Here is a 25,926-nt window from a genome sequence, read left to right on the forward strand (position 1 = left end):
TGGCCCGGAGGGCCAATTCTGTTAGGTGTGATCAGGTGGCGGATCGGGCCTTTCGAGCGCGGCTTTGGCTGAGGCGATAGCTGTCGCCGTTCATCTCGAGAATGTTTACGTGGTGTGTCAGTCTGTCGAGGAGAGCGCCGGTCAGGCGTTCGGTGCCGAAGGTTTCGGTCCATTCGTCGAAGGGCAGATTGCTGGTGATCAGCGTGGACCCGCGCTCATGACCACATAAGAGATCATCAGCCCCAGCACCATTGGCACCAGAACGCCCGAGGCGATGTGGAAGAACCACCCCAGCATCAGCGCCAGCATGACGCCCAGCGTGATGTTCAAAAGGGCCGGTGGTGCGGCGGTCGGCGTGGGCTGTGTCATGACGATCCCGAAGCTCTGTCCCTATCGGGTTAGAAGGAACCGAAGGCTGTGCCAAGCACGATCACGGCCACAAGGGCAACAAGCGCGCTGACAATGGCGGCCATGACGATGTCCAGATAGCTTTCGCGATGCGTGCAGCCACAGACCGCAAGCATCGTGACCACCGCGCCATTATGCGGCAAGCTGTCCAGCGTACCCGAGGCGATCACGGCCACCCGGTGCATCAGCGCAGGGTCCAGCCCTGTGTCTGACGCGATCTGCATGAAGGTGGGGCCAAGGGCCTGCAGCGCAATGGTCATCCCGCCCGAAGCCGATCCGGTCAACGCGGCAAGGATGTTCGTCGCTACCGCCAGTGACACGAGCGGCCCGCCTCCGATGCCCAGAACCCAGTCCCGCACCATCTCGAACGCAGGCAGGGCCGCCACGACCGCGCCGAACCCCACAAGGCTTGCCACGCTCATGATCGGAAGTACTGCGGCCGTCGCGCCCGAGTCGATGCTTTCGCGCAGATTGCGAAAGCGGCGCCGGTTCATGGCAACCAGCACGATGCAGGCGACCAGAAGCGCAAGCGCCACCGACCAGACCCCGCCGACAGCCGACAGGGTGGTTTCGCCCCATGCGGGCTGCGAGAGGAAATCGAAATCCATGCTGGGCAGCACGAACTGCGTCAGGATCAGGTTGACCACGACAACCAGAACCAGCGGCAGAATGGCCAGGCCGATCGGTGGCCGCCCGCCCCAGGATCCGGCGCGGCTGATCTCGGCAGGGTCAAACTCGCGTGCGGTGCTGGCCAGCTCGCGCGAGACGGCGGAGCCTTTTTCGGCCGCGCCATAACCCTCGCCCCGCGCCTTGGCCTGACGTTCGCGGAAGGAAAGCCAGCCCAGGCCGATGGCCGCCATGATGATGCTGGCTATGATGCCAAGCCCAGGTGCGGCAAAGGGGTGGTACCAAAGAACGGCATCGGAATCGCGTTCTGGATCGCAGGCGTTCCCGGCATGGCTGACATGGTGAAGGTCGAGGTTCCAAGCGCGAGTGCCGCCGGAAGCAGCCTGCGCGGCACGCTTCCCGCCTTGAACAGCGCCTGCCCCATTGGCGCCAGAACGAAGAACGCCACAAACAGGCTGACACCGCCATAGGTGACCATCGCGCCCGCAGCCACCACGGCAAGGATCGCCCGCGAGGGGCCGAGCCGGCGCGTCATGTAATCGGCGATCGCTGAAACCGATCCGCTGTCGTCCATCAGCTTGCCGAACAATGCGCCCAGCAGGAAAAGCGGAAAGAACTGCGCCACAAACCCCGCCGCCGCAGGCATGAAGGTCTGCGTCCAGTGCGCCAGCATCGGCTGACCGGAAAAAAGCGCCGCCACCGCAGCAGCCAAAGGCGCCAGCAGCAGGATTGTCCAACTGCGGAACGCAAGCACCATGATCAGGGCAAGGCCCAACAGAATACCCAGCAGACCCAGCATGTCAAAGCTCGTCCGCCAGCGCGTCGATATCGAAGGTCGAACGCACCCCGATGTCCTGAATATGGGTGCGGCCGAAATCCTCGGCGGCGCGGCGCCCTTCGTCGAAGAGCATCTTCAGGAAGTCCCATTCGGCATTCAGCTTCGAGGAATGTCCAAGGTCCACCATGATGTCCGAGGTGATGCGATGCAGGCGCATCTCTTTCCAGTACCGCGCCTCGCCATTGCCGGGGTCGATGACACGGCGCAGCAGCGCCATCATCCGCAACTCTTTCAGTAGCTGGGCGTTGAAAGAGATCTCGTTCAGGCGGCTTGCGATCTCGCGCGCGGTGCGCGGCGTCTCGCGCCGCTCGACCGGGTTGATCTGCACCAGAACGGTATCGAGGCTTTCACATTCACGCACGAGCGGCGTCATCGTCGGGTTGCCCGCATAGCCGCCGTCCCAATAGGGCACGCCGTCGATCTCGATGGCCTGGAACATCGATGGCAGGCAGGCCGAGGCGAGCAGCACATCGGCCGTCACCTCATGCTTGCGGAACACCCTGCCTTGCCCGGTGTGCACATTGGTTGCCGTGATGAACAGCTTGACCGGCCCGGTCGCCAGCGCGTCGAAATCGATCAGGTCTGTCAGGATGTCGCGCAGCGGGTTCCCTGCCGCCCACCCAGCGAATAGGGCGAGATCAGCCGCGCCATCAGATCCATGGCGATGAAGGCGGGCGAGTTGTCCAGCGTCCATTTGCCCGTCAGGACCTCCAGCGGCCCGCGCTTGAACGGGCTGAAGCGCGCGGCATCGGCCGTCCGGCGCCAGAAGGCGGTCAGCATCTCACGCGCGGTCTGCCGCCCGCCGGTGGCCATGCCGGCCGCCAGGATTGCCGCGTTCATGGCGCCGGCCGAGGTGCCGGAAATGCCATCGATCTCGAACCAGTCTTCCTCGAGGATGCGGTCCAGAACGCCCCATGTAAACGCCCCATGCGAACCGCCCCCCTGCAAGGCGAGGTCGATGGGAAGGGTTTTTCGCGTCTGCGATTTCGGGTTGCTGGCCATTTCGGCGCCTTTCAGTCAATTCATTGCAAGAAAATGGCGCCCGAAGCCGGGCGCCCTAGGGGATCAGGCGGCGGGCACCGCTTGCCCGCGAAGCCTCCACGCCATCGCACCAAGGGCCGCGCCAATGGCGATGAGGTCGAGCCCCAGCATCAGCCCGATCAGCCACAGCGCAGTGACCGGCATCGCGGCAAAAAGCACAAGCGACAGCACGACCGAGAGCACCCCGCTGGCAAAAACCCAAAGCCAGTTGGGCAAGGGACGGATCGTCAATGCGAAGACAACCTTCGACATCCCCTCGATCATGAAGAAGATGATCAGCAGAAGCGACAGCAGCAGCATCCCCTGCGCGATGTTGCGCAAGAGCAGAATGCCCAGCAACACACCAAGTATGGCCGAGATGATCTGCAGCCAGAAGTTCGGCGTATGGCGTGCGCTGATCAGGCCGATGGCCTGAATGATGCCGCTGGCGATCAGCAGCCAGCCGAACACCACGACGGCAGCAGCCGAAGAAAAGGCCGGGAAGACGATGGCGACGATCCCCGCGACGACCAGCAGCGCCGCCTGTACCAGGTGGAAGGTCGAATGGCGGCGCACCGCATCGCGCGCGGCTTCGCGGTAGGTCTGTGCAGCGGCGGCAAGACTGATCGGCATGGCATTGACTTCCTTGTTCAACAGGGTGCTTCCCGCCGGGCAGCGGGTGTTGCCTTCCCCGACCCGCAGGGCCGGATATGGATCAAAATTGGCACAGGACCGTGAAGCCCATGCCAGACAATCAATTTTTCATCGCCATTGCCCGACGTGCAGGGGTGTCTGGCTCGACCGGGGCGAACTCGACAAGATTATCGAGATGTCTCAGTCTGTTCCAGTTCCCGCCGGACCACGCGGCGACGCTCGTCCGGCGCAAAGTGAACGTGACAGTCGCGCCCACCGCGACAATGAACGCTATGATGATCGCGGCGACTATGATGACGAACATGATCCGCGTCGGCGCAAGCGCAAGTCGATGCTTGGCGAGCTGTTTGATTTTTGATCGCGGCAGCGCGGCGTGAAACCTGTTCCCCGGGGACTGCGACTTCGGTCCTCGGCGCACATTCTGGCAGTCACGCCCGGGCTGGTCTGAAAAGCTTCACTCTGAACGACGCGGTTCAGCCGGAAGCGCCTGACGTTTATACCCAGATGGCAAAGCAATTGTCCACCTTGGACGTTTGCTGCCCGTTTTCGGTTGTGGTGGTCTGCGGAATAGTGGTTAACTGTTGAATGGGGCCAATTGCACCCTGAGGATTCGATGCAGCTTGTCTCAGTTCTGAATCGGTTAGCCATCTTTGGAGCCCTCTGGGTCGTACTGACAGGCGGCGGGGTCGATTCCCTGGCATATGGCGCGGCCCGCAGTCGCCGTGGCAACGGTGCTCAGCCTGCTGATCTATCCGGTTGACCGGCCCGGTGTTGTCGTTTGGCGCGCGGCGGCGATACTGCCCCGGTTTCTGGTGCACAGCGGGTTGGGTGGGCTGGACGTCGCGCGACGTGCTTTCGATCCACGCCTGCCGATTTCGCCAGGTTGGGTCGACATCCCCTTGTCGAGCCGGCATGACGCGGCCAATGTTCTGTTGGGGGGGTGATCAGCATCCTGCAGGCACGTTGCCCGCCGGACGGGCGACGGCGAAATGGACATACACGTCCTGTATCTGCCGAATTTCACGCCGGGCGAGGTTCAAGCCGACGAAACCCGTATCCACGGTCTGTTCGACAGCCGCATCACTGAATATGGTGCGACGCATGGCTGACTGGTTCACCCTTGTCGCGATCTTCCTGCTCTTGACCGTCGCGGCGGCGCTGGTGCGCTGCTGGCGCGGGCCCGGCCCGGTCGAGCGGATCATGGCCGCCCAGCTTGCCGGCACCGGGGTGATCGGCGTCGCCGTCGTCCTTGGCGCGGCGCGTGGAGATGCGGCCTTCCTCGACGCGGCGCTGATCGGCACGCTGCTGGCGGCCATTGCGGTGACCGCCTTCGTGCGTGGCACCGCGAAACCCGGGGCAAAGGAATGAGCTGGATCGATCTGGCGGTGCTGGCGCTCCTCGGCGCAGGGCTGGCCTTCTACGCCGCGGGCTCGCTGGGGCTCTTGCGCTTTCCCGACACCGCCTCGCGGCTGCACGCGCTGACCAAGGCAGACAACCTTGGCCTTGGGCTGGTGGCGCTGGCTGCGGCGATTTACGGCGGGTCGCTGGCGGTGGCGGCCAAGATCGCGCTGGTCTGGCTGTTCGCGGTGATCGCGGCGGGCACTACCTCGCAGCTGCTGGCCCGGCGCGCCCGCCTGGACGAGGCCCGCCTGGACGATGCCGACAGCGCGCCGGACGGCGGCCTGCGATGACCTTCGCCTTCGACCTCATCCTGTGCCTGATGATCCTCGGCACTGCGGCCATCGCGCTGTTCGTGCGCGACGCACTGGCCGCGATCGCCTTCTTCATCGCCTTCGGCAACCTGATGGGCCTAGCCTGGCTGGGGCTAGATGCCGTAAACGTGGCGCTGGCCGAGATCGCCATCGGCGCGGGCGTCACCGGGGTCCTTCTGATCCTGGCGCGGGCGCGGCTGCTGGCCTTGGGGGATGCCGCGACATCCACCGGCTCGCCCCTGTTGCTGCGGCTGGGGGCCCTTGCCGCCTGCGCGGGGTTCGTGGTCCTGCTGGCGGCGGCGGTGCTTTCGATCCCGCCCGAAAGCGGGCTGGACCGGGTGGTGGCACCGCTGATGCCGGGGCTTGGCATCGAGAACCGGGTGACGGGCGTCCTGCTGGCCTTCCGCGCCTATGACACGCTCTTGGAAAGCTTCGTCCTTCTGGGCGCGCTGGTCGCGGTCTGGTCGCTGGCCCCGGCGGGGGCCTGGCCCGGCCGCCCCGCCGATCCCGGCATGGCCGATGCGCCGATGCGCCGGGTTGCGGGCACCTTCGGCCAGCTTCTCTTGCCGGTGGCGCTGGTGATGGCGGCCTATCTGGTCTGGGCCGGATCGGACCTGCCGGGCGGCGCCTTCCAGGCCGGGACGGTCCTGGCGGGCGGCCTTCTGGTGGCGGGGATGGGCGGCACCATCGGCTTGCCGTCCAGCGACCAGCCGCTTCTGCGCGCGGCGCTGGTGTTGGGTCCCGTGGTCTTTCTGGCGATCGGGCTGGCCGGGGTCGCGGCGGGCGGATTGCTGGTCTATCCTGCGGGGCTGGCCAAGGCGCTGATCGTGACCATCGAATACACTCTTTTCCTGTCGATCGGGGTCACGCTGGCCTTGTTGGTGGCCGGGCCGCCAATGCCAGGCGCGTCGGACCCAGACCCGGAAGGGAAGGGCTGAGATGGACCTGCCGCTGCCCGTCCTTCTGTCCACCGGACATCTTTATGCCGTGACCGGCGCAGCCCTGGTGGGTCTCGGGCTTTACGCCTTCATCACCCTGCGTCACCCTTTGCGCCAGTTGCTGGCAGTCAATGTGGTCGGGGCGGGCATCTTCCTGATCCTGGGCGGGCTGGGTCGGGGGCCTGACGCTACCGATCCTTTTCCGCAGGCGCTGGTGATCACCGGCATCGTCGTAGCCGTCGCGCTGACCGCTTTCGGCGCGGCGATGATCGTACGGCAGGCCCAGACGCGGGCGGCCGCGAAACCTGCCGCCGACGACAACGAAAATCCCGCGCCATGAGCCCGCTTGACCTTCTCATGGCCGCACCGCTCGGCTTCATGGCGGCGGCGCTGATGCTGGGGCCATCCGGGCGCTGGCTGATCCTGCTGGCCGCACCCCTGATGGCGGGACTGGCGCTGTGGCTGGCGCTTTTGCCGCCCGATGCGGCCTATCTCGTCGGTCAGTGGGACCTGCCGCTGGGCATCCTCTTGCGCGCCGACGGGGTGGCGCGGCTGATGATCCTCGCCACCGCGCTGGTGATCGGCGCCGTCGGGCTGCACGCGCTGGCCGAGCCGCCGGAAAAGCCCGGCCACGCCGCCCAGGCCGAGACCTTCTGGCCGCTGGTCTATCTGATGTGGGCCGGGGCCAATGCGGGGTTCCTGACCACCGATCTCTTCAACCTCTACGTCACGCTGGAGATGGTCAGTCTGGCCGCGGTGGCGCTGGCGGCGATGGGCTCGCTGGCGGCGGCGTTGCGTTATTTCATGATCGCGCTGCTCGGCTCGCTGGCCTATCTGCTGGGCGTGGCGCTGACGGTAGCGCGCTACGACACTGTGGACGTGATCCTTCTGGCGCAGGTGGCTGAGGCCGATCTCGCGACGCTGCTGGCGCTGGGGCTGATGACGGCGGGGCTGCTGATCAAGGCCGCACTCTTTCCGATGCACGGCTGGCTGCCGCCCGCCCATGCCGCCGCCCCGGCCCCGGCCAGCGCGCTTCTGTCGGCGATCGCGGTCAAGCTGGGTTTCGTCATCCTGGTGCGGCTGTGGTTCGAGGCTTTTGCAGCCGTTACCGGCCCGGCCGCCCTGCATGTGCTGGGTGGCCTGGGCGCGGCGGCGGTGATCTACGGATCGATCCAGGCGATGCGGCAGGACCGGCTGAAGCCGCTGGTGGCCTATTCGACGGTGGCGCAGGTCGGTTATCTGTTCCTGGCCTTTCCGCTGGTCGCCGGGACGGTCGAGCCTTCCGGCGCCTGGGCCGGGATGACGCTGCACGGCGTGGCGCATATGCTGGCCAAGGCGGCGATGTTCCTTGCGGCCGGGCTGATGCTGAAGGCTGTCGCCGGTGACCGGATCGCCGATCTGGGCGGGCTGGCGCAGGCCATGCCCCTGACCGTGACCGCCTTCGGCCTGGCGGTGGTGTCCTTGATGGGGCTGCCGCCTTCGGGCGGGTTCACCGCCAAGTTCCTGCTGCTAAGCGCTGCAATCGAGCAGGGCGCGTTCCTCTATGCCGGAGTGCTGGTGATTGGTGGCCTGCTGGCAGCGGTCTATCTCTTTCGGGCGCTGTCGGCCTGTTTTGCCCCTTTGGCTGGCGCGGGACCTGACACCGCGTCGCGCGGCCCGGTGACCGGCGGAGTGCAAGCCGTGGCACCGCTGGCGCTGGCGGGACTGGCCATCGTCATGGGCTTTGCCGGCACCGCGCTGGTCGACGTCTCGGCCATCGAGGCACCCTGGGCCACGCCCACGGTGATCCAACCGGAGGCCGCGCCATGATGACCTTCGCGCCGCTGCTTCTGGTATTCCTGCCGCTGGTCGCCGCCGGGGTCAGCTTTGCCTTGCCCGAGCGGTTGTCCGCCTGGCGCAACGCGGCCAACCTCGGCGTGGCCTTTACCAAGCTGCTGGTAGTGGCCTACCTGCTGAACGCGACTGAGGCCGGTCTGGTGTTCGAATGGCGCTACGAGTTCCTGCCGGGTCATGATTTCGTGCTGCGGCTGGACAGGCTTGCCCTTCTGTTCGTGACCCTTTCGGTATTCCTGTGGCTGTTGACCACGATCTACGCCATCGCCTATTTCGACCGCGGCCCGAACCTGCCGCGGTTCTTCGGCTTCTTCAACCTCTGCGTGCTGGCGGCGACCGGCGTGGCGATGTCGGGCACCGCGATCACCTTCTTCCTGTTCTACGAACTGCTGACGCTGGCGACCTGGCCGCTGGTCGCGCACAAGGGCGACGACAAGTCGCTGCGCGCGGGGCGGATCTACCTTTCCTACACGCTGGCGGGCAGCGTCGCCTTCCTGGCCGGGATCCTGTGGCTGCAGTCGCTGGTCGGCGCGATCGAGTTCGCCGCGCCGCCGGACCTGACCGGCATCCCCGCGCTGACCCTGACGCTGATCTTCATCCTGTGCATCGGCGGGCTGGGGGTGAAGGCCGCGATCTTCCCCCTGCATGGCTGGCTGCCCGAGGCGATGGCCGCCCCCGCGCCGGTCAGCGCGCTTCTGCACGCCGTCGCAGTGGTCAAGGCCGGAGCCTTCGGCATCGTGCGGATGATCTATGATGTCTACGGCATCGGCACCGTGGCCGAACTGGGCCTTGGCGTGCCGCTGGCGGCGCTGGCCTCGGTCACCATCCTTTACGGCTCGGTCCGCGCACTGATGCAGAGCGATCTGAAGAAGCGGCTGGCCTATTCCACGGTCAGCCAGGTCAGCTACATCATCCTTGGTGCCAGTCTCATCGGGCCATATGCCGTGATCGGCGGGCTGGTGCATCTGGTGCATCAGGGGATCATGAAGATCACCCTTTTCATGTGCGCCGGCGCGCTCGCGAACCGCATGGGGATCAAGGCGATTGCCGATCTGGACGGGGCGGGCCGGCTGATGCCGGTGACGATGGCGGCGTTCTCGGTCGGGGCGCTGGGGATGATCGGGCTGCCGCCGGTGGCGGGCTTCATCTCGAAATGGTATCTCGGGATCGGCGCGCTGCAATCGGACGCGGCCTGGGTGGTGGCGGTGCTGGCGGGGTCATCGCTCTTGAACGCCGCCTATTTCCTGCCGCTCCTCTACCGCGCCTGGCTGTTGCCCCCGCCACCCGACCGGCCCGCCATCCGCGAACTGGCCACCACCCGCGACCGGATGCTGATCCTACCCGCGGCGGTGACGGCCCTGGTGGCGCTTGGGGCGGGCATCTTCGCATCGCTGCCGTTCAGCCCGCTGGGCTGGGCCACCCTGATCGCCGAGGGGGGCTATCTGCGATGACTGCCGACCTGACACTGCTTCTACCGCTGACGGTCCTGTGGCCGATGCTGCTGGCCGGGCTGGCGCTTCTGCCGGGCTGGGGCCCGCGCATGGTGATGTTTCTGCCGCTTGGCCCCCTGCCGGCACTGGCCGCCGCCCTTTTCGCGCCGCGCGACACACCCGTCGCGCTGCCGGGGGTGCTTCTGGACGGCGGGCTGGAACTGACTGCCACCGGCGCGATCTTCCTTGGCGGAGCGGCGGTGCTGTGGTTCTGGGCCGGGGTCTATGCCGCCGACTACTTGCGCCGCGACAGCCGGCCCGCCGCCTTCGCGCTGTTCTGGAACCTGGTGCTGGCCGGCAATCTTGGCGTCGTCATCGCCGCCGACATCGTCAGCTTCTATGTCTTCTTCGCGCAGGTCTCGCTTCTGGCCTATCCGCTGGTGATCCATGACCGCAAGCCCGCGTCGATGCGGGCGGGCACCGTCTATCTGGTGCTGGCCGTGCTGGGAGAGGTGGCGATCCTGGTCGGGCTGATGCTGGCCTCGCACGGGGCGGGCGGAGCCATCGGGATCGAGGCGGTGCGCGCTGCCCTGGCCCTGCCTTCGACGCATCCTGCGGCACTCGGGCTTCTGATCGCGGGCTTCGGGATCAAGGCCGGTCTGATGCCCTTGCATGTCTGGCTGCCGGTGGCGCATCCGGCCGCACCGGTGCCGGCCTCGGCGGTGCTGTCGGGTGCCATCGTCAAGGCCGGGATCTTCGGGATGGTGGCCTTGCTGCCGCTGGGAACCCCGGCGGCGGTTGCGGGCAACCTGCTGACAATCCTGGGCTTTTCCGGCCTGTTCCTCGCGGCGCTGCTGGCGGTCGGGCAGGCCGGGGCCAAGTCCGTGCTGGCCTATTCCACCGTCAGCCAGATGGGTTTGGTGATGGGGGTGCTGGGCGTTGCGCTGGCTGCGGGCAGCGCGCCCGCCACGGTGCTGCCGGCGGTGGCGCTGTTCGCATTGCATCACGGGCTGGCCAAGGGGGCGCTGTTCCTGGGCGTCGGCCTCGCGCCGCTCTGCGGGCGAGGCTGGCGCTGGGGGCTGATGGCAGTGCTCGCGGTGCTGGGCCTGTCGCTGGTCGGGATGCCGCTGCTGGCCGGGGCGCTGGTGAAATCGGCGATGAAGGACCCGGCCGGAGCGCTTGGCGCGACGCTGATCGGTCTGTCCGCACTGACCACGGCGCTGGCGATGGCGCGCTATCTGGCGGTGCTGCCGACGGCGAAACCACGCCGCCGCCCGCCGCTTCTGATGGCGCTGCCGTTCCTGGCGCTGGCCGGGGCGGCGCTGTGGCTGCCCTGGCTGCTTTACGCCGATGTGACCGGCAAGTCCCCGCTGGCGGCGGACCTCGCGTCGAAGCTGGCCGAGGCTTGGCCGCTGGGCCTCGCGGTGCTCTTGATCGCGGGCGCGGTCGCGGTCGGGTTGAAGCCGCCCACCCTGCCCGAGGGCGACGCGCTTGGCCCGGTGCAGCGCCGGGCAGCGGCCCTGACCGCCGCCGCAAGGGCTGCCCTGCGCGCCGGGTCACGGTCACTGCGCCGCTCGCGCCCGAAGCCGCAGATCGTCATCGGCGAGGATCTGGACCGGATCGAGGACATCTTCCGCGAAGGCGCCGCCGCCGCGATCCTGGTTCTAGCCATTACGGGGGCGGTCGTCGCCGCCAGCCTGATCTAGACTGGCCCGACCCCGGCCTATTGCGCGACAAAACCGCCGTCGACCGGCACCACCGCGCCGGTCATGAACCCGGCCTCGGCCGAGCACAGCCAGACGATCAGGCCGGCCACCTCGTCGGGGGTGCCGATGCGGCCCATCGGGTGCAGCCCGTCCATCATCTGCCGGCTGGTCATCTTGCCGCCTGTCGCGTAGCCCTTAATTGTGAGATGGGAAATCCAACGAAATCAACGGCGGGAGTGGACAAAACATGGGGGTCATCTTCGTCGTTGCGGCCCGTGCTAAGGTGAGTTCTTTGCGTGTGGGGCTGCCATGGACGTACGGATTACAATCGAAACTACCTTCGACAACGGGGAGAAGCGCACTCATCAGCTTGACGGCATTTCACGACCCTACCGGGTGACCTGTCCAGACGGGATCGGGTTGCGCCTCGAGGATGGGAAGAGGGTTGTCGAACAGATTCAGCGGGCAATTCTTTGCGATCAGGTTGAGGAAATCATCCGAGAAAGCCGCGTATGCCCGGATTGCGCCTCGGTTCGTGCCATTCATGACTATCGCACGCGCGATCTCGACACGCTCTTTGGGCGGGTTCGGGTCAAAGCCGCGCGCTTGCGCCGCTGTTCGTGTGATGCCAGGTCAGCGGCGATGCCCGGCGGACCTATTTCTCCGCTGGCCTATTTCTTTCCTGACCGGGCTACCCCGGAGCTGCAGCGGCTCCATGCGGAACTCGGGTCCCGGCATTCCTTTCGCGAAGCCGCGCAGCTGATGAAAAGCTTCCTCCCCTGCCATCCGCCCCATCACACCACGGTGCGTGACCGGTTGGGAAGAGTAGCCGCGGGGCTCGAGAAAAGTCGAAGGGCATCAGGCGATCCCGCTGAAGCACTTCCCAAAGGGGGTTTGACGGTTTTTCTGGACGGTGCGCATATCCGCTGTCGACCGGAGTATCAGCAGCGACACCTGGATCTTGTGGTCGGTAAGATTGAAAGTCGCAATATGTGCCGACGATTTGGCTTGGTCGCCAATGCGACGGCATCGCCAGGCAGCCGGATGCGAGAAGAGCTGTCAGACTTTGGATGGAAGCCGGGCCGTCTGTTGACGGTAATCTCTGATGGCGAGCTTGCTCTCCCGAACCTCATACGGAATGCCATGGGTGGCGACGGCCAAGTGAAGCATATCCTCGACTGGTGGCACATCTCGATGCGTATTCGACATGTCGAGGCCGCCGTTCAGGGTCTGGTCCAGATACCGGGATTCACTGGAATTCCGGTGCTGTTCCAGCGCCCCGCGAAAAGCCTTCGCTGGTGGCTGTGGCATGGCAGAGCACGGGTCGCGGAAACTTATCTGAAAGGGCTCATGCACGATTGCACCCGCCTTGCGGAAGAACCTTTGGCTGTCCGCACCGCTGCCGCTCGTGTGCAGGCCCGATGCGGGACACTGTACACCTATCTCGCGAACAACATGGAATCCCTTGTCGACTATGGCCGACGGTACCGTAACGGGCTGCCCATCTCGTCATCTCGTGCCGAAGGATCAGTCGATGACATTGCCAATGCCCGCATGGGAAAGCGCAGAAGGATGCGGTGGTCGCCCAAAGGGGCTCACCGAGTAGCCGTCACAAGGGCCGCAGTTCTCGATGGTCGGCTGACCGTCGCAAACAGAAAACGCGCCGCATGACCCCCATGTTTTGTCCACTCCCTCTGGGCGATCATCCTGGCGCTGACGCTGACCATCGCGCTGATCGTGCTGACCAACCGCAGCCGCCTGCCGGCGCTGACCGACAGCCTGTCGGCCGGGGCGGGTGCGGCGGCGCTGCCGCTTCTCAGCACCGCGGTGCTGGTCGGCTTCGGCACCGTGGTGGCGGCGCTGCCCGCCTTTGCCGCCATGCGCGATGCGGTGCTGGGGGTGGCGCCGGGGTCGCCGCTGGTGTCGCTGGCGCTGTCGATGAACGTGCTGGCGGGGATCACCGGATCGGCCTCGGGCGGGATGAGCATCGCGCTGGCCACCATGGGCGACGACTATCTGGCGCGCGGTCTGGCCGCCGGGATCGCGCCCGAGGTCATGCACCGGGTCGCCTCGATCGCTTCGGGCGGGTTGGACGCGCTGCCGCAGAACGGGGCCGTGGTGACGCTGCTCAGCGTCTGCCGGCTGACCCATCGTCAGGCCTATGCTGACATCTTCATGGTCGCCTGCGTCGGCCCGCTGCTGGCCCTGGTCGTGGTCGTAATGGTCGCGGCCTGATATCGGCGTGGATGGTCTTGTGGCCGCAGGCGCAGTGAGGAATGGTGAAAGCGCGGCGCGCCCGATGGCCTGAGCCGAATCGGAAGGGTACAGTGATCGGATGATGGAAGAAGCAAGTCAGGCCCTGCTCCTGCTCGAGGCGCTCGGCATCGGTCTTCTGATCGGGATCGAGCGCGAGCGCAACGGGGGCGAGAACGGCGGTCCGGCCCCGATCGGGGTCAGGACCTTCTCGCTCGCCTCGCTGATTGGCGCGCTCAGCCAGTATGCGGGCGGGCAGCCGTTGCTGGCGGTGGCGCTGGCCGCGGTAGGCGTCCTGCGGGCGGTCGCACATCTGTCGCAGACGGACCGGCAAACGGGAATGACCACCAGCCTCGCGCTGTTGCTGGTCGTGGTTCTGGGGGGGGTGTCGGTCGAGCATACTTTCCTTGCCGCCGCGTCGGGGGTGCTGGTCGCCACCTTGCTGGCGGCACGGTCGGCCCTGCGCGACTTCAGCCGCTCGGTCCTTAACGACTTCGAGATGCGCGACGGATTGATCCTTGGCGTCTCGGGTCTGATCATCCTGCCGGTGATCCCCGATACCGGCTTCGGACCGGACGCTGCGATCAACGCGCGCGCCATCTTTGTCATCGTCATCCTGGTGATGGTCATCGGGGCGGTCAGTCACATCTGCACGCGGGTCTTCGGCGACCGGCTTGGCCTGCCGCTTTCGGGGTTCCTGTCGGGTTTCGTGTCCTCGACGGCCACTGTGGTCGAGATGGGCCGCAAGGTCGACGCGCTGAGCGATGCGGCCGTCCGCTTCATCCAGCCGGCGGCGGCGGGGGCCACCTTGTCTTCGGTGTCGTCGCTGCTGCAGACCGGCCTGGTGCTGGGCCTGGTCAGCCCGTCCCTGTTCGCCCTGGCATTGCCGGTGCTGGTGGTGCCCACCCTGGTCGTGCTGATCTTCAGTGCCCTGCTGGTCTACCTGGCCACGCGAAAGGGGGTCGAGCCGGCGGGGATCGAATTGCCCTCGCGGATCTTCAGCGTGAACGACGCGGTGAAGTTCGCCTTGACCGTGGCGGCGGTGATTCTGATCTCGGCGGTGCTGAACGATCGGTTCGGGACCGAGGCCGTGCTGCTGTCGGCGGCGCTGGCCGGGCTGGTCAGCACAAGTTCGGCTGCCGTCGCCCTGGCATCGCTGGTCGCGGCGGGCCAGATGCCGGCGGGCGAGGCGGTGATGCCGCTGGCGGCTACCCTGACGGTCAATGCCATGGTACGACTTGTGCTTGCCCTTCGCTCAGGATCGCCGGCATTCGGGCGGATTGTGGCACTAGGCTTGGTCCTGTCCGTCCTATCGGTCTGGATCGGCTGGCACTTCTCGGCGGTGATTAAGGTCTGGGTGAACGGCTAAGCAGGTACCCGCGGTGATACGGCACCTTGGTCCCGCCATGGCCCTAGCTGTTCAGTCCCGGCATTTGGTGGATCGGATTTAGGATGAATCGTTCTGGCTCTGATGTCCAGATTTTGCAGATGTATTCGTAAGGCGTCAGCCCGCTGAGTGTCTTGAGCCTGCGGGCGAAGTTGTAGGCTGCCATGAAGTCGGCAAGGTGTGTTCGCAACTGGTCGTGGTTTTCGTAGTGGAAGCGTTTGACGGTCGCGTCCTTGATGGTGCGGTTCATTCGTTCGACCTGGCCATTGGTCCACGGATGGTTTGGCTTGGTCAGTCGGTGCTCGATCTCATTTGCCTCACAGATCATGTCGAACCGCATCTGCCGTGAATATGCTGTGTTCCGGTTGCGGGGCTGCTCGGCGAACTGGATGCCGTAGCATGTTGGGAATGACGCGTCGTTGAAGGTTATGGCTGCCTGCGCAGCCTCCAAAAATTGCGCAGCAGGCGGCCATAACCAAGGCTCAGGTCTCTATGGTGGTTTTGCGAACCACACCACAGAGGAGACCGGCTATGGCCAAGGTTGAGCATACTTCGGATGCCCGTGTTCTGGTAGGCATCGACATTTCCAAACACCGACACGAGGTGCTGATTGCCGCCCCGCGCAAAACGCGCCGCCGCCGGATGACGGTGCTGAACACCGCGGAGGATTATCGCCGTCTGATCGCTGCTTTGCTTGAGTATGACTTACCGGTCACCATCGGCTTCGAGGCGACGGGCAATTACCACCGGGCGCTGATGTTCGCCCTCGGGGCCGCGGGGTTCGATCTGAAGCTCGTCTCTTCCGTTGCTCTCGCCCGCACGCGAGAAGCACTGCACAACAGCTGGGACAAGAATGATCCTAAGGATGCGCAGGTCATCCTGCGGATGCTGGAGATTGGGGCGGTTCAAGTCTTTCACGACCCGCTGGTCGCTGGCACTTGTGACATCCAGGAACTGTCGAAGACCTACGAGATGGTTGCGCGGTCGAAGACGGAACTCTGGCATCGTATCCTGACCCATTACCTGCCACTGTATTTTCCCGAGGCGGACCGGTTCCATCGCAGTTCTCGTGGAGACTGGTTTCTGGCGTTTCTTGAGGCCTTTCCATCTCCTCACATGATCACCGCCATGGACAAGAACGCCTTCATAGAGGCTGCCTGGCCGATAATTGGCCGCTGCGTCGGCAAGGCGGCGCTTTTGGCGGATATCTACGAGACATCAAAGACTTCTGTGGGCTTGCCCGTCGCGCCAGACTCAGATGCAATCCGGATGTTCCGCCTCGTTCTGGCGCAGGGACGCAGTCTTGTTCAGCAGCGCAACGCCATCGAGGCCCGTGCGGCAGAGCTGCTCGCCAACCATCCAGATTATCAGCTGCTGCGCACGATACCTGGAATCGGGCCTGTCAATGCGCTGGCCGTTCTGGCTGAAGCCGGTGATCTGCGCCGCTTCCGCCATCACCGCCAGTTTCTGAAATTCTGCGGCATGGACCTCGCGACTGTGCAATCCGGCGTATTCCGTGGTCGAAGCAAGATCTCCAAGTATGGCAATGCCCGCCTACGGCGCACACTCTGGCTGGCGAGTCAGGCTGCCGTTCTGAAGCCCGCCAACAGCTTTCGCGACAAGTTCGAGCGCTACATTGCGCAGGATCGCCAGAACCCCGATCTGCGCCGCAAGGCCTATACTGCCATCGCTGCGAAGATGGCCCGCACCATTCACGCCGTGATCAAATCCGGCGAACCCTATCGCCCCTTCTTCGAAGGGGTGAGCCCAGGCGGAAGGACCCCTCTCTGCAGAGCCGTGGAGGCAGCTTCCTGACCTCGTAGATAATGTTCGGGCCTTCCGCTTGGGATTTAGGATCTCGTCTTGAGGACGGTGAGGGCGGCAATAAAACCGACCCTGTATTTGCTATGGAAGAGACCACTTCTTGACGGCGGAGCCCGCCTGGGCAACTATTCATCAGGCATCCGGTCGCTCGGATGCATCGTGATCTTATGCTCAAAACGGCAAATCATTCCGCACATAGGACGTTGTCAGTGAGGATCGTGTGGATGCGATAGGGGACGGCCTTGAGCAGGTGTTCGAGAAACTCCCATGCGGTTTTACGATCTGCCTTGTCCACGAGTTGGGTGACAGCGAACTTGCTTGTCCGGTCAATGCCGACGAAGAGATAGAGCTTTCCCTCGCCAGTTTGCACCTCAGCGATGTCGATGTGGAAGAAGCCGATCGGGTAGCGCTTGAACTTCTGCCGCGTCGGCTTGTCGCCTGCGACGTCCGGCAGGCGCGAGATGCCATGCCGTTGCAGGCACCGATGTAGCGCCGAGCGCGTCAGACGCGGAATCGACGGCTGAAGCGCATAGAGGCAATCATCCAACGGCAGTAGCGTATGACGCCGGAATGCGACAACCATGGCCTCCTCCGCTTCGGTGAGAACGGTCGAACGCGGCTCCCTCGGCCCAGTCTTCAAGTCCTCCACCGTCGCCCGCTTGCGCCACTTCGCGACGGTTTTGGGATTGATGCCCAGCTCCTTGCTCAGCTGCGCGAGCGAAGCTTGCGATCGCTGTATTGCAGCTCTGACGGCGTGCGTGGTCGCGGCGCTCCCGTGACGAACTTGTCCCATAGTGCTTCCTTCCATTCCCGGGAAAGGATCGCACCATCAAACCATGGGATCAAACACCTAGCTCCTGGCTTTCGCTTGAAGTCCCATGCCGGCGGCCTGCGCAGGTCGCTGTGCGTCCCGGTTGGCGACGTTTATGCAAAGCCCGTGCCAAAGGTGATTGCCACACTGCACCCTGGTGGCGATCAGGAAACACACTGGCGACGGCGTAAGGGGTGCGGTAGGCGGGGAAAGGTGGCTGTCTGGGAAGCGAAAGCCCCTTTCGGGCTGGACAGCCAAACTTGCAGGGCTCGAAGGATCTTTGGCAGAAAGCGACGCCAGCGCCGACCTGGCCTAGGGGATACGGGCAGGCCGATTAACGCGGCCTGCAGGATCCGTTGGACGTTGGCGCAAAGTGTCACGCTGAAATCTCCCGCCGGTGCGACGGAAGATCCGCGTTGGCCGCCCGCCTACCAGGGCCTCGGCGGCATAGGCGGTGAGAATGCCCGCGATTGCCACGCCCACATAGCCCGAGAACTCGTTGAGCCCCATGGTGAGGCCCCGCTCCTCAGCCTTGGTAATGTCGAGCTTCGCGGTCCGCGTCATCGACCAGCAAAGGCCCTGGTTGACGCCCACAAGCACGGTCGCCGCGACGATCCAGTTCCAGTCCGGCGCATGCCAGATCATCACCGGGATCGGCAGTGCTGCGACCCAGCCCCAGAACAGCACCCGCTTGCGCCCGATCCGTTCCGACCAGCGCCCTGCAACGAAGTTCATCACCGCCTTCACCGCACCGAAGGCCACGACGAAGGACGCCAGCAGCAGAAACGAGCCGCGCTCGAGCCCGAATTCTCTCTCGGCCAGCGCCGGGACGACCGTGCGCGTCATCCCGATGGCGAAGCCCACCAGCATCACCTGGATAAGCTGGTGGGCAACCTGGCCCGCGTTCTCACGGATGCCGCGCGTGAAGTCGCTTGCGGTCATTCGGCGGGCTCCTTTGTCGTGTTTCGGGGATCAACCGCATGGCCCGATGCCGGGCCGCGGACGGGCTGGATCAACATCCGGTCGAGCCACAGGTCGCGACGTGTACGAAATTGCTCGATCCCGATCTCCATCTCCCCGTGCCCCTTGGCGGGCTGAGCGATGTAGGTGCCGAGCAGCCAGTCCCACCACGGCAGGTTGAAGCCGTAGTTCGAGTTGGTCTCGCGCGGATCGATGGAATGGTGCACGCGGTGCATGTCGGGGGTGACGACGAACAAGCCAAGAGAGCAGATCATTCAGCAGCCTGCGCTGCTTCCAGATTGTGTCGGGACTGTAACCAAGCTTTTGCAAATGCTCCTCGAGGCCTTCGGAAAGGGCCGTGACAGGGTTCTTGACCCGTCTCTTCTTGAGTTTGATCACCGTGATGTCTCCTCGTTTCGATGCGAAAAAGGAGATGATACCAACCTTTAGGCCCGAAGATTATGCCAACAGGAATGATGTCGATTGCTGAGGCTGGGCGCCCGAAGGTTCTGCCGCGATAAAGACTGCCAGGCAAGAGAGCAGGGCAATCAACCCCAAGGCAAGTGTTGATCGCATCAAACGCCAAGACCCTCGTGGATTGGCGGGAAAGACTACGTCAAAGCTCTGCACGGTCTATGCCTTCAATCAACGCTCAGCCCATCTTTGCTCCTAAACCTCAAGTCAGTCTGACGGAAAACCACGAGGCGTTGAAACAGCAGAAAGCCTTGCCTGTCTTGCCCACCGTCTTACAGCTGAGCGCCGATTTCAAGGCATATGTGGCGGGCTGTCATGGCCGGAGCCACAGACAGTGGCATCGAGCTTGACTGGCATCAGCACGGCGCGGTTGCGCGCTCAGCGCGGTGTGAGGTCCCTCAGGTGGGCGACCAGCCTCGCTTCGATCTCGGGGGTCCAGCCCGCAGGGTCCAGCGTTTCAGCCCAGGCCGGGATGTAGTGGCGCGCGGCGTAATCATGGCCATAGCCCAGCGTTCCGACCGCGACAGCCATGTCAAAACCGACCTGCAACATGGTGACGAGCGGAAGCCAACGCATGTCCGGCCCCAGATCCGGCGCGCGGTTCGACCTCAGCCAGTCGGGACGTCGCCAAGCCAGAGAATAGTCGAAAAAGACGATAGGATCACTGCCATATTGCAGGAAAACAAGGCGGATCGGCCCCCATGTGGCATCGAAACGCTCCAGTCCGCCAAATTGGTTGGTCGTGCGGATAAGAGAGCCGTTGCCGAATTTCGGACGCCATGCCGGGCTATCAGGATCACGGCGGTCCTGCACCATCCGCCACATCTCGCTGAGGAATGGAGAGCCGGTCCAGAGTGCGCCCTGAAACGGGTCGCCAAACACATTCAAAAGCGGGACAGTTTCCTGAGACAGGAACGCGCCGAGGCTGAGGCCATGCAGATAGAGGCGCGGCCGCTCTGCTGCGGGAAGGGCTGTCCAGTGTCGATAGATCAGATCAAAGAGGGCGTGGGATTCGGCAATCCCATTCTCAGGGTCGACGATCACCGACATCGGGCTGGACAAGTAGGAATACTGGATCGCCACTGTGGCCACGTCACCCCGCGTCATGTACTCCAGCGTATCCATCGCACCGGGGTCAAGCCAGCCGGAACCGGTTGGCGTGGCGATGACGAGGTATTTCCGCTCGAACCCGCCCACCCGCATCAGTTCATCAAAGGCCAGCTTTGCGCGGTCTTCGGCGCTGCCCGAGGCGGTCAGGCCGACATAGACCCGGATCGGCTGGCGCGCCGCTGCGTTCCAGAAGGCCGCAATATCGTCGCGGTCAGGGCCGGAGATTACATAGCCGCGCCCCCATCGGCCCAGATCCTCCCATGCGATCAGCGATGCCGGACTTCCCGGCGTTGCCGCATCGCTTGGCGGCGCCAGATCAGGCGGGATCACCAGATCGGCGATCCGCGAGGTGGTGTCGATCGTCCTGAGCGCAAGGCGAAAGGCGATGCCGTCGATCACAGCCCAGAAGATCACCAGCGCCAGCAATAGGCCGACCCCGCGAGCGACCCGCGGCGGCAGAAAGCGCGCTGAGCGCAGATGCCATTTGGCCGCGAGCAGTTCAAAGAGCCGCCCCGCGAAAAGCAGGAGTACCGCAACGACCAGGGCGAGTGCGACGACAAAGGTCGTGGCAAATCCGTCGAGTTCGGGCAGATCCCATGCCTTGCGGATCGAATTCTGCCAGTCCGCCCCCATCCAGAGACCGAAACCACAGATCACGAGCGCGAGCGCGTAGGTCGCATGCAAGAGCGCCGGGGATGGCCGAAAGATCGGCCTGAGCCCCAACCAGCGCAAGACTGAGCGCGCAAGATACGAGATCAGATAGCCAATCGCAAAGACAAGGCCGCCGAGTGCCCCCTGTATCTCAGGGCCGCGTGGCACCATCGAGGGCGTCAGCGACATGGCAAAGAGCACTGCTCCAAGCAGGACGCCCGTGGGAGAGAGCGCCCCGAAGAGGCTCGGCAACACTTGGATCATGCCATCGGGGCGACTTTCCTTGTTGAGCATCTTGGGTCTTTCGGCCTGATGATCTTCATGCCCTACATGGCACCGAGGCGGCCCAACAATCCAGACTAAATCGTGCATCCGGGGGCAACCGGATGGCCGCTGACCATGCGAAACAAGAAGAGAACATTTCTGGCACGGTCAGGAGCGGTCGAGTGATACAAAACTGTTGTGCGTTACGGCTATGCTATGGTTAAAATATCCATGTCGAATTTGATCGCATTTGCCAACAGGGCGTAAGCTGGCGTGGTTTGAAGAGTACTTTTTCTGATCCAGATTGACGTAATGAAGATTATGAATAGGAGTGCCCAGTATGGCCGACCTCGTAGTACTTGATTTTGACGGAACTGACACGGCTGACATCGTGCTCGGCAAATTGCGCGAACTGCGCAAGGAGCATCTGATCGACATGCTCGATGCCGTGGTTGTCATCCGCCCCGAGGAAGGGGACATACAGATCAAGCAATCCGTCAATCTGACCGCGATCGGCGCGAGCAGCGGGCTGAGCACGGGGGCGCTGGTCGGCACTCTTGCCGGTCTGCTTGTCCTCAATCCGATGGCGGGTTTCGCGATTGGCGGCATGGCGGGCGCCGCGATGGGTGCATTGAGCGGTCGGCTGTCGGATTACGGAATAAACGACCAGTTCATCAAGGATCTTGGCGAGACCATCAAGCCCGGAACATCGGCACTTTTCGTGCTTGTGGCAAAGGCAACGACCGACAAGGTCGTCGCCGAGATCAAACAGTACGAGCCGCGCATTCTCAAGACATCGCTGTCGAAGGAACAGGAAGACAAGTTGCGCGCTCTTCTTGCCGGGCCCGCGCTTTCGGGGGACGTGTCTGCGGCGGGCTGAGGCGCGTCGGGCTGCAACACGGCGCTTCGGCGCAAGGATCGTCAGGCCGATGCAATCCGGGCATCGGCCTTTCGCCGAGCAAGCATTCTCTGGACAACCTGGGGTCGGAACAAGATTTGCGTGAAATCGTACGCTAAGGCCGAACGGAGCGTGAACTCTCATCTCGGACCCGCATGATGGTCTGTCGGCTGGTTCCGAATTTCCTGGCGATCGCCGAAACGCTCATCTCTTTTGCGAGATCGTCACGCACGCCCTGTTTCTGTTCCTCGTTGAGTGTCGAGGGTCGTCCGAGGATCTTGCCTTCGGACTTTGCCCGCCTGAGGCCGGATTGGGTGCGTTCGATCAGCAGATCCCGTTCGAACTGCGCGACGGCATTAAGAACCTGCATGGTCATGGTGCCGGATGAACTGGTGAGATCGGCACCACCCAGAGCGAGACAATAGACTTTCACGCCCATCTCCGCGAGGGCCTTAACAGTGGTGCTGACATCGATGGCGTCACGACCGAGTCGATCAAGCTTGGTGACAATGAGAACGTCACCGGATTCCAGCCGGTCCATGAGTTTGGAAAAGCCACGGCGCTGCGCGATTGCCGTGCTGCCGGAAACTGTCTCGGTGACGATCCGGCGCGGCTCGACCTGAAAGCCGGCGGCCTCAATTTCCTGAATCTGGTTTTCGGTAGTCTGTCCGGTCGTTGAGACACGGACATAAGCAAAAGTGCGTGGCATGGGGTCAATTTCGTCCGAATAGGCTGTCCGAAATATCTTCTCTGTCCTAAATCCTGTCAAGGTAATTTGTGGACAGGGTGTTTTACCCCTGTACGCAAACGTCCGTTTCCGGACAGAGGTTTGGCCACCAGCGCATATTGTAAGGAGTAAGAACGGTGGCCCGGCGGACGCTTCTCAAGCCTCATGATCGACAAGAGCTTGTCGGTATTCCAACTGACGAAGACAGTCTGATCCGTCATTATTCCCTGTCCCCGGCAGATCGACTCGAAATCGAGGTTCGCCGTCGCGAGCATAACCGGCTGGGATTTGCGCTGCAGCTCTGCCTGATGCGTTATCCCGGCCGTGCGCTTATTGCCAACGAAGCCCTTCCCATGCCGATGCTCAACCATGTTGCTGAGCAAGTCGGAGCCGACCCGGCGTCATTCGAATTGTATGCTCGCCGCGAAGAAACACGCATGAACCACGTCGCGCGCCTGTTGGGCTATCTCGAAATGAGAAGCCCGACAGGCGAGGATCGACGCGCGGCGCTCCTGGCAGCTATCGAAATAGCTTCAACGACCGACAAGGGAGCGGTGATCGCAAACGCAATCATCACCATGTATCGGGAGCGCCGGGTTCTGCTGCCGGTGGTGACCATGATCGAGCGCATGGGGTTGGCAGCGCGCGCAATCGCCCGCCGCCGTGCCGAGGCCGCGCTGATCTCGGATCTCGATCCGGACAAGCTCGAAGCCCTCGATGCCCTGCTGGACGTTGATCCTGCAATAGGTCAGACGCGCTTTCACTGGCTGCGTTCCGCGCCCGATGCACCGGGAGCGGGGAATTTGGTCGGTTTGACGGAGCGTATCATGTTCCTGCGTTCGCTCGGGATCGATCCACGCTTACAGGCCCGCATCCCCTCCGGACGATGGGACCAGATGGTCCGGGAAGGTGATGCAGCACCGGCCTGGCTCGCCGGCGAATTTGGCGCCAGCCGCCGGCGTGCGACGATCGTGGTGCAGATTATCAAGCTCGGCCAGAAGCTCACCGACGATGCAATGACCATGTTCATCAAGCTGATGGGCCGGCTGTTCTCCCAGGCGAACAACCGGAGAAAGCAGCGTCACATGAACGCCCGCATGGAAACGTCCAAGGCGCTGCGACTGTTCCTCGACACGATCGTTGCCTTGCAGGCCGCCAATGATGCCGATGAAGATGCGATCGAGACGGTAAACCGGCAAGTCGGCTGGCATCGGCTGCTGCAGATCAAGCCCGGTCTCGAGGCGATGGTGGAGAGCGCCAACGCTTCGCCGCTGGTGCTGGCGGCCGAGCAACATGGAAACATCCGCAAGTTTGCCGGCGCTTTCCTTCAGGCATTCACGTTCCGCTCGCGCCGTCGGCACGATCCGCTGCTTGCGGCGGTCGCGACCCTGAAAATGCTTTATGTGGAGGGACGCCGTGTTCTGCCGGATCGCGTGCCGGTCGGCCATCTGGGTGCGAACGAAAGGAAACTGGTCTTCGAGGATGGCAAGCCGGATCGGCGGCTTTATGAAATCGCCACCTTCGCTCATTTACGGGACCGGCTGCATTCGCGCGATGTGTGGGTCGAGGGCAGCCGGTCATTCCGGCCGATAGACGAAGATCTCATGCCGAAGCCAACCTTTGTCGCCCTGAGGGGGCAAGATCAGCTTGGCCTCGGTGTCCAGACCGACTGCGCTGCCTGGCTCGCGGACGTCCGGGAGATGATGGACGTCAACCTCAAACGGCTGGCCTGGCGCGCCCGTTTCGGCAAGCTCGATGGCGTCAGGATGGAAAACGGCACGCTGATCGTGACGCCGCATACCAGCGATGCTCCCGCCGCGGCGGAAGCCATCAATGCCGAAATCACGGAGATGTATCCTCTGGTCGAGGTGCCCGATCTCCTGCGGGAAGTGCATGAGTGGACCGGGTTTGCCGACCAGTTCACTCATGTCCGGACGGGAGATGCGCCGCAAAACATCGCCGCCATGCTGGCCGGCGTGCTTGCCGATGGCACGAATCTCGGCCCGAAACGCATGGCTGGGGCGTCGAAGGGGATCAGCGCCCACCAGATCGGCTGGATGCGCAGCTTCCATGCCCGCTCCGAAACCTATCGGGCCGCGCAGGCCTGCGTCACCGATGCCCATACCCGCCATCCGCATGCGCAAATTTGGGGCGACGGAACGACAGCCTCATCCGATGGGCAATTCTTCCGCGCCAGTGACCGGGCCGCAAGGCGCAGCGACATCAACCTGCATTATGGCAGCGAGCCGGGCTCGAAGTTCTACAGCGGGCTTTCCGACCAATACGGCTATTACAGCATCCTGCCGATCAGCCCGACCGAAAGCGAGGCCGTCTATGTGCTCGACGGCCTGTTCGACCACGACACGGTTCTGGAGATCGAAGAGCTGTTCACCGATACCGGCGGCGCCAGCGATCATGTTTTTGCGCTGTTCTGCCTGATCGGCAAGCGCTTCGCGCCGCGCCTTCGCAATATCAAGGACCGGAAACTGCACACCTTCGAGAAGGCCGATATCTATCCGGCGCTGGCAAATCATATCGGCGTGCCGATCAACACCGCCCTCATCATGGACCATTGGGACGAACTCCTGCGCCTTGCCGCGTCGATCACGACGCGCACCGTCGCGCCGTCGGCGATCCTCAAGAAGTTCTCCGCATCGTCGAAATCCAGCGATCTCGCCAAAGCGTTGCGCGAACTCGGCCGCATCGAGCGCACCCTGTTCATGATCGAGTGGTATTCCAGCCCGGCACTGCGTCGGCGTTGCCAGGCCGGGCTCAACAAGGGCGAGGCCGCTCACAAGCTCAAACGCGCCGTCTTTTTCCATGAGCGCGGCGAGATCCGTGATCGCTCCTTTGACAGCCAGGCCTTCCGAGCTTCCGGTCTCAACCTGGTGGTCAGCGTCATCGTCCATTGGAACACCGTCTACCTCAGCCGGGCAACGGCTCATCTGCGCCAGCAAGGCCGAAATATCCCCGACGAGTTGCTGAAACACGTCTCGCCCCTCAGTTGGGAGCACATAAATCTCACCGGCATCTATTCATGGGACACCGAGCAGCAGATGTCCGAAGGCTTCAGGCCCTTGCGACTTGCCAGAAAAATCCTCCGCGCCGCGTGATGTTCAGGGTCCGTTCGAGCTTAGCGCAGGATTTTGAACAGACCTTGTTCTGCCCCCAGGTGTGCGGTTCGGCCCCTCCCCTGCCCTATCCGCCGAGCAGATCGCGCACGCCCGCAAGCTCATCCATGAGGACAAGAAGCCGGTTGCCGAAATCGCCCGGCTCTTTGGTGTGCATCGCGCCACGCTCTACCGGGCGTTAGATGGCGCAGCATCGGAAAGCTGACCGACGCAGATTTTGCGTCGCACGAAACAATCAAGCAAGCTCTTGAAATCGCCCGCCCTGGCCCG

Annotated in this window: 20 protein-coding genes and 8 pseudogenes; 16 read left to right on the top strand and 12 right to left on the bottom strand. The window is 63.8% G+C overall.

Going from position 1 to position 25,926, the window contains the following annotated elements; translation table 11 throughout:
- Positions 1 to 31 precede the first annotated feature (31 nt).
- From D4A92_RS24830 to D4A92_RS24850, 5 genes and pseudogenes are all read right to left on the bottom strand, one after another.
- A pseudogene (locus tag D4A92_RS24830) lies at positions 32 to 220 on the bottom strand (ATP-binding protein); the annotation flags it as partial.
- Positions 199 to 369 (bottom strand): hypothetical protein, encoded by a 171-nt coding sequence (locus D4A92_RS24835; RefSeq protein ID WP_183754664.1) that lies wholly within the window; start codon positions 367 to 369, stop codon positions 199 to 201. The pseudogene D4A92_RS24830 and the gene D4A92_RS24835, both read right to left, overlap by 22 nt.
- A 29-nt stretch (positions 370 to 398) precedes the next feature.
- Positions 399 to 1,831, bottom strand: a pseudogene (locus D4A92_RS24840) (GntP family permease).
- 4 nt (positions 1,832 to 1,835) lie between these two features.
- A pseudogene (locus D4A92_RS24845) lies at positions 1,836 to 2,875 on the bottom strand (patatin-like phospholipase family protein).
- 63 nt (positions 2,876 to 2,938) lie between these two features.
- Positions 2,939 to 3,526, bottom strand: a complete 588-nt coding sequence (locus D4A92_RS24850) for an HdeD family acid-resistance protein (protein ID WP_100560239.1) — start codon at positions 3,524 to 3,526, stop codon at positions 2,939 to 2,941.
- Between D4A92_RS24850 and D4A92_RS24855 the strand changes: the two genes are divergently transcribed.
- The 9 genes from D4A92_RS24855 (at position 3,525) to D4A92_RS24895 (ending at position 11,166) form a co-directional block, all read left to right on the top strand.
- Complete coding sequence (locus D4A92_RS24855; RefSeq protein WP_203021267.1) at positions 3,525 to 3,905, top strand: zf-TFIIB domain-containing protein; 381 nt, start codon at positions 3,525 to 3,527, stop codon at positions 3,903 to 3,905. The genes D4A92_RS24850 and D4A92_RS24855 overlap by 2 nt on opposite strands.
- A gap of 343 nt (positions 3,906 to 4,248) precedes the next feature.
- The gene (locus tag D4A92_RS24860) at positions 4,249 to 4,491 is read left to right on the top strand and encodes a Na+/H+ antiporter subunit E (RefSeq protein ID WP_203021269.1); all 243 of its coding nucleotides are present in this window, start codon (positions 4,249 to 4,251) and stop codon (positions 4,489 to 4,491) included.
- 157 nt (positions 4,492 to 4,648) lie between these two features.
- Positions 4,649 to 4,915, top strand: coding sequence for a monovalent cation/H+ antiporter complex subunit F (locus tag D4A92_RS24865; RefSeq protein WP_140984673.1), 267 nt, complete (start codon positions 4,649 to 4,651; stop codon positions 4,913 to 4,915).
- Entirely contained in the window at positions 4,912 to 5,238 is a 327-nt protein-coding gene (locus D4A92_RS24870) for a cation:proton antiporter (RefSeq protein ID WP_203021271.1), read from the top strand. The genes D4A92_RS24865 and D4A92_RS24870 overlap by 4 nt, the downstream gene beginning before the upstream one ends.
- On the top strand, positions 5,235 to 6,197 hold the full coding sequence (locus D4A92_RS24875; RefSeq protein ID WP_140984671.1) for a hydrogenase subunit MbhD domain-containing protein: 963 nt from the start codon (positions 5,235 to 5,237) through the stop codon (positions 6,195 to 6,197). Before D4A92_RS24870 ends, D4A92_RS24875 begins: the two co-directional genes overlap by 4 nt.
- Before the next feature lies 1 nt (position 6,198).
- Positions 6,199 to 6,537 carry an NADH-quinone oxidoreductase subunit K gene (locus D4A92_RS24880; protein ID WP_140984670.1) on the top strand — a complete coding sequence of 113 codons (339 nt, stop codon included), beginning with the start codon at positions 6,199 to 6,201 and terminating at the stop codon, positions 6,535 to 6,537.
- Positions 6,534 to 8,006: a complex I subunit 5 family protein gene (locus D4A92_RS24885; RefSeq protein ID WP_140984669.1), complete on the top strand. Its 1,473-nt coding sequence runs from the start codon at positions 6,534 to 6,536 to the stop codon at positions 8,004 to 8,006. Before D4A92_RS24880 ends, D4A92_RS24885 begins: the two co-directional genes overlap by 4 nt.
- Positions 8,003 to 9,481, top strand: a complete 1,479-nt coding sequence (locus tag D4A92_RS24890) for a proton-conducting transporter membrane subunit (RefSeq protein ID WP_348649904.1) — start codon at positions 8,003 to 8,005, stop codon at positions 9,479 to 9,481. Before D4A92_RS24885 ends, D4A92_RS24890 begins: the two co-directional genes overlap by 4 nt.
- The gene (locus tag D4A92_RS24895; RefSeq protein WP_203021273.1) at positions 9,478 to 11,166 is read left to right on the top strand and encodes a complex I subunit 5 family protein; all 1,689 of its coding nucleotides are present in this window, start codon (positions 9,478 to 9,480) and stop codon (positions 11,164 to 11,166) included. The genes D4A92_RS24890 and D4A92_RS24895 overlap by 4 nt, the downstream gene beginning before the upstream one ends.
- Before the next feature lie 17 nt (positions 11,167 to 11,183).
- Here D4A92_RS24895 and D4A92_RS24900 read toward each other — a convergent pair whose 3' ends face one another.
- Positions 11,184 to 11,339 carry an SDR family oxidoreductase gene (locus D4A92_RS24900; RefSeq protein WP_203021275.1) on the bottom strand — a complete coding sequence of 52 codons (156 nt, stop codon included), beginning with the start codon at positions 11,337 to 11,339 and terminating at the stop codon, positions 11,184 to 11,186.
- Positions 11,340 to 11,475: 136 nt separating this feature from the next.
- Here D4A92_RS24900 and D4A92_RS24905 point away from each other — a divergent pair, with 136 nt between their 5' ends.
- From D4A92_RS24905 to D4A92_RS24915, 3 genes are all read left to right on the top strand, one after another.
- Positions 11,476 to 12,837: an ISKra4 family transposase gene (locus D4A92_RS24905; RefSeq protein ID WP_203021278.1), complete on the top strand. Its 1,362-nt coding sequence runs from the start codon at positions 11,476 to 11,478 to the stop codon at positions 12,835 to 12,837.
- 66 nt (positions 12,838 to 12,903) lie between these two features.
- On the top strand, positions 12,904 to 13,401 hold the full coding sequence (locus D4A92_RS24910) for a GntP family permease (protein ID WP_203021280.1): 498 nt from the start codon (positions 12,904 to 12,906) through the stop codon (positions 13,399 to 13,401).
- A gap of 100 nt (positions 13,402 to 13,501) precedes the next feature.
- Positions 13,502 to 14,788 carry an MgtC/SapB family protein gene (locus tag D4A92_RS24915; RefSeq protein WP_203021282.1) on the top strand — a complete coding sequence of 429 codons (1,287 nt, stop codon included), beginning with the start codon at positions 13,502 to 13,504 and terminating at the stop codon, positions 14,786 to 14,788.
- A gap of 43 nt (positions 14,789 to 14,831) precedes the next feature.
- Here the strand turns inward: D4A92_RS24915 and D4A92_RS24920 are convergent.
- Positions 14,832 to 15,119, bottom strand: a pseudogene (locus D4A92_RS24920) (integrase core domain-containing protein); the annotation flags it as partial.
- 218 nt (positions 15,120 to 15,337) lie between these two features.
- Here D4A92_RS24920 and D4A92_RS24925 point away from each other — a divergent pair.
- A complete protein-coding gene (locus D4A92_RS24925) occupies positions 15,338 to 16,621 on the top strand; it encodes an IS110 family transposase (protein ID WP_203021284.1) in 1,284 nt (427 codons plus the stop codon).
- Between the two features lie 211 nt (positions 16,622 to 16,832).
- On the opposite strand, the pseudogene D4A92_RS24930 reads toward D4A92_RS24925, so the two are convergent.
- The 4 genes and pseudogenes from D4A92_RS24930 to D4A92_RS24945 all read right to left on the bottom strand — a co-directional run.
- Positions 16,833 to 17,423 (bottom strand): annotated as a pseudogene (locus D4A92_RS24930) (IS481 family transposase); the annotation flags it as partial.
- 453 nt (positions 17,424 to 17,876) lie between these two features.
- Positions 17,877 to 18,383 (bottom strand): annotated as a pseudogene (locus D4A92_RS24935) (MFS transporter); the annotation flags it as partial.
- Positions 18,380 to 18,658, bottom strand: a pseudogene (locus tag D4A92_RS24940) (sterol desaturase family protein); the annotation flags it as partial. The pseudogenes D4A92_RS24935 and D4A92_RS24940, both read right to left, overlap by 4 nt.
- A 595-nt stretch (positions 18,659 to 19,253) precedes the next feature.
- The gene (locus D4A92_RS24945; RefSeq protein WP_246754194.1) at positions 19,254 to 20,900 is read right to left on the bottom strand and encodes an alpha/beta hydrolase; all 1,647 of its coding nucleotides are present in this window, start codon (positions 20,898 to 20,900) and stop codon (positions 19,254 to 19,256) included.
- Positions 20,901 to 21,240: 340 nt separating this feature from the next.
- Here D4A92_RS24945 and D4A92_RS24950 point away from each other — a divergent pair, with 340 nt between their 5' ends.
- The gene (locus D4A92_RS24950; protein WP_058096046.1) at positions 21,241 to 21,780 is read left to right on the top strand and encodes a DUF1269 domain-containing protein; all 540 of its coding nucleotides are present in this window, start codon (positions 21,241 to 21,243) and stop codon (positions 21,778 to 21,780) included.
- Between the two features lie 133 nt (positions 21,781 to 21,913).
- On the opposite strand, the gene D4A92_RS24955 is transcribed toward D4A92_RS24950, so the two are convergent.
- A complete protein-coding gene (locus D4A92_RS24955) occupies positions 21,914 to 22,507 on the bottom strand; it encodes a recombinase family protein (RefSeq protein WP_172873079.1) in 594 nt (197 codons plus the stop codon).
- 155 nt (positions 22,508 to 22,662) lie between these two features.
- On the opposite strand from D4A92_RS24955, the gene D4A92_RS24960 reads away from it, so the two are divergent.
- Together D4A92_RS24960 and D4A92_RS24965 are read left to right on the top strand one after the other, a co-directional pair.
- Positions 22,663 to 25,638, top strand: coding sequence for a Tn3 family transposase (locus D4A92_RS24960; RefSeq protein ID WP_203021259.1), 2,976 nt, complete (start codon positions 22,663 to 22,665; stop codon positions 25,636 to 25,638).
- Positions 25,639 to 25,696: 58 nt separating this feature from the next.
- Positions 25,697 to 25,861: pseudogene (locus D4A92_RS24965) on the top strand (helix-turn-helix domain-containing protein); the annotation flags it as partial.
- Positions 25,862 to 25,926 lie beyond the last annotated feature (65 nt).

The organism is Rhizobium rosettiformans (assembly GCF_016806065.1).
In the GTDB taxonomy this organism is placed as follows: domain Bacteria; phylum Pseudomonadota; class Alphaproteobacteria; order Rhizobiales; family Rhizobiaceae; genus Allorhizobium.

Coding starts and splice junctions, on each gene's coding strand:
- D4A92_RS24835 (WP_183754664.1), bottom strand. CDS start 369: ATGACACAGCCCACGCCGACCGCCGCACCACCGGCCCTTTTGAACATC.
- D4A92_RS24855 (WP_203021267.1), top strand. CDS start 3,525: ATGGCATTGACTTCCTTGTTCAACAGGGTGCTTCCCGCCGGGCAGCGG.
- D4A92_RS24850 (WP_100560239.1), bottom strand. CDS start 3,526: ATGCCGATCAGTCTTGCCGCCGCTGCACAGACCTACCGCGAAGCCGCG.
- D4A92_RS24860 (WP_203021269.1), top strand. CDS start 4,249: ATGGCGCGGCCCGCAGTCGCCGTGGCAACGGTGCTCAGCCTGCTGATC.
- D4A92_RS24865 (WP_140984673.1), top strand. CDS start 4,649: ATGGCTGACTGGTTCACCCTTGTCGCGATCTTCCTGCTCTTGACCGTC.
- D4A92_RS24870 (WP_203021271.1), top strand. CDS start 4,912: ATGAGCTGGATCGATCTGGCGGTGCTGGCGCTCCTCGGCGCAGGGCTG.
- D4A92_RS24875 (WP_140984671.1), top strand. CDS start 5,235: ATGACCTTCGCCTTCGACCTCATCCTGTGCCTGATGATCCTCGGCACT.
- D4A92_RS24880 (WP_140984670.1), top strand. CDS start 6,199: ATGGACCTGCCGCTGCCCGTCCTTCTGTCCACCGGACATCTTTATGCC.
- D4A92_RS24885 (WP_140984669.1), top strand. CDS start 6,534: ATGAGCCCGCTTGACCTTCTCATGGCCGCACCGCTCGGCTTCATGGCG.
- D4A92_RS24890 (WP_348649904.1), top strand. CDS start 8,003: ATGATGACCTTCGCGCCGCTGCTTCTGGTATTCCTGCCGCTGGTCGCC.
- D4A92_RS24895 (WP_203021273.1), top strand. CDS start 9,478: ATGACTGCCGACCTGACACTGCTTCTACCGCTGACGGTCCTGTGGCCG.
- D4A92_RS24900 (WP_203021275.1), bottom strand. CDS start 11,339: ATGACCAGCCGGCAGATGATGGACGGGCTGCACCCGATGGGCCGCATC.
- D4A92_RS24905 (WP_203021278.1), top strand. CDS start 11,476: ATGGACGTACGGATTACAATCGAAACTACCTTCGACAACGGGGAGAAG.
- D4A92_RS24915 (WP_203021282.1), top strand. CDS start 13,502: ATGATGGAAGAAGCAAGTCAGGCCCTGCTCCTGCTCGAGGCGCTCGGC.
- D4A92_RS24925 (WP_203021284.1), top strand. CDS start 15,338: ATGGCCAAGGTTGAGCATACTTCGGATGCCCGTGTTCTGGTAGGCATC.
- D4A92_RS24945 (WP_246754194.1), bottom strand. CDS start 20,900: ATGATCCAAGTGTTGCCGAGCCTCTTCGGGGCGCTCTCTCCCACGGGC.
- D4A92_RS24950 (WP_058096046.1), top strand. CDS start 21,241: ATGGCCGACCTCGTAGTACTTGATTTTGACGGAACTGACACGGCTGAC.
- D4A92_RS24955 (WP_172873079.1), bottom strand. CDS start 22,507: ATGCCACGCACTTTTGCTTATGTCCGTGTCTCAACGACCGGACAGACT.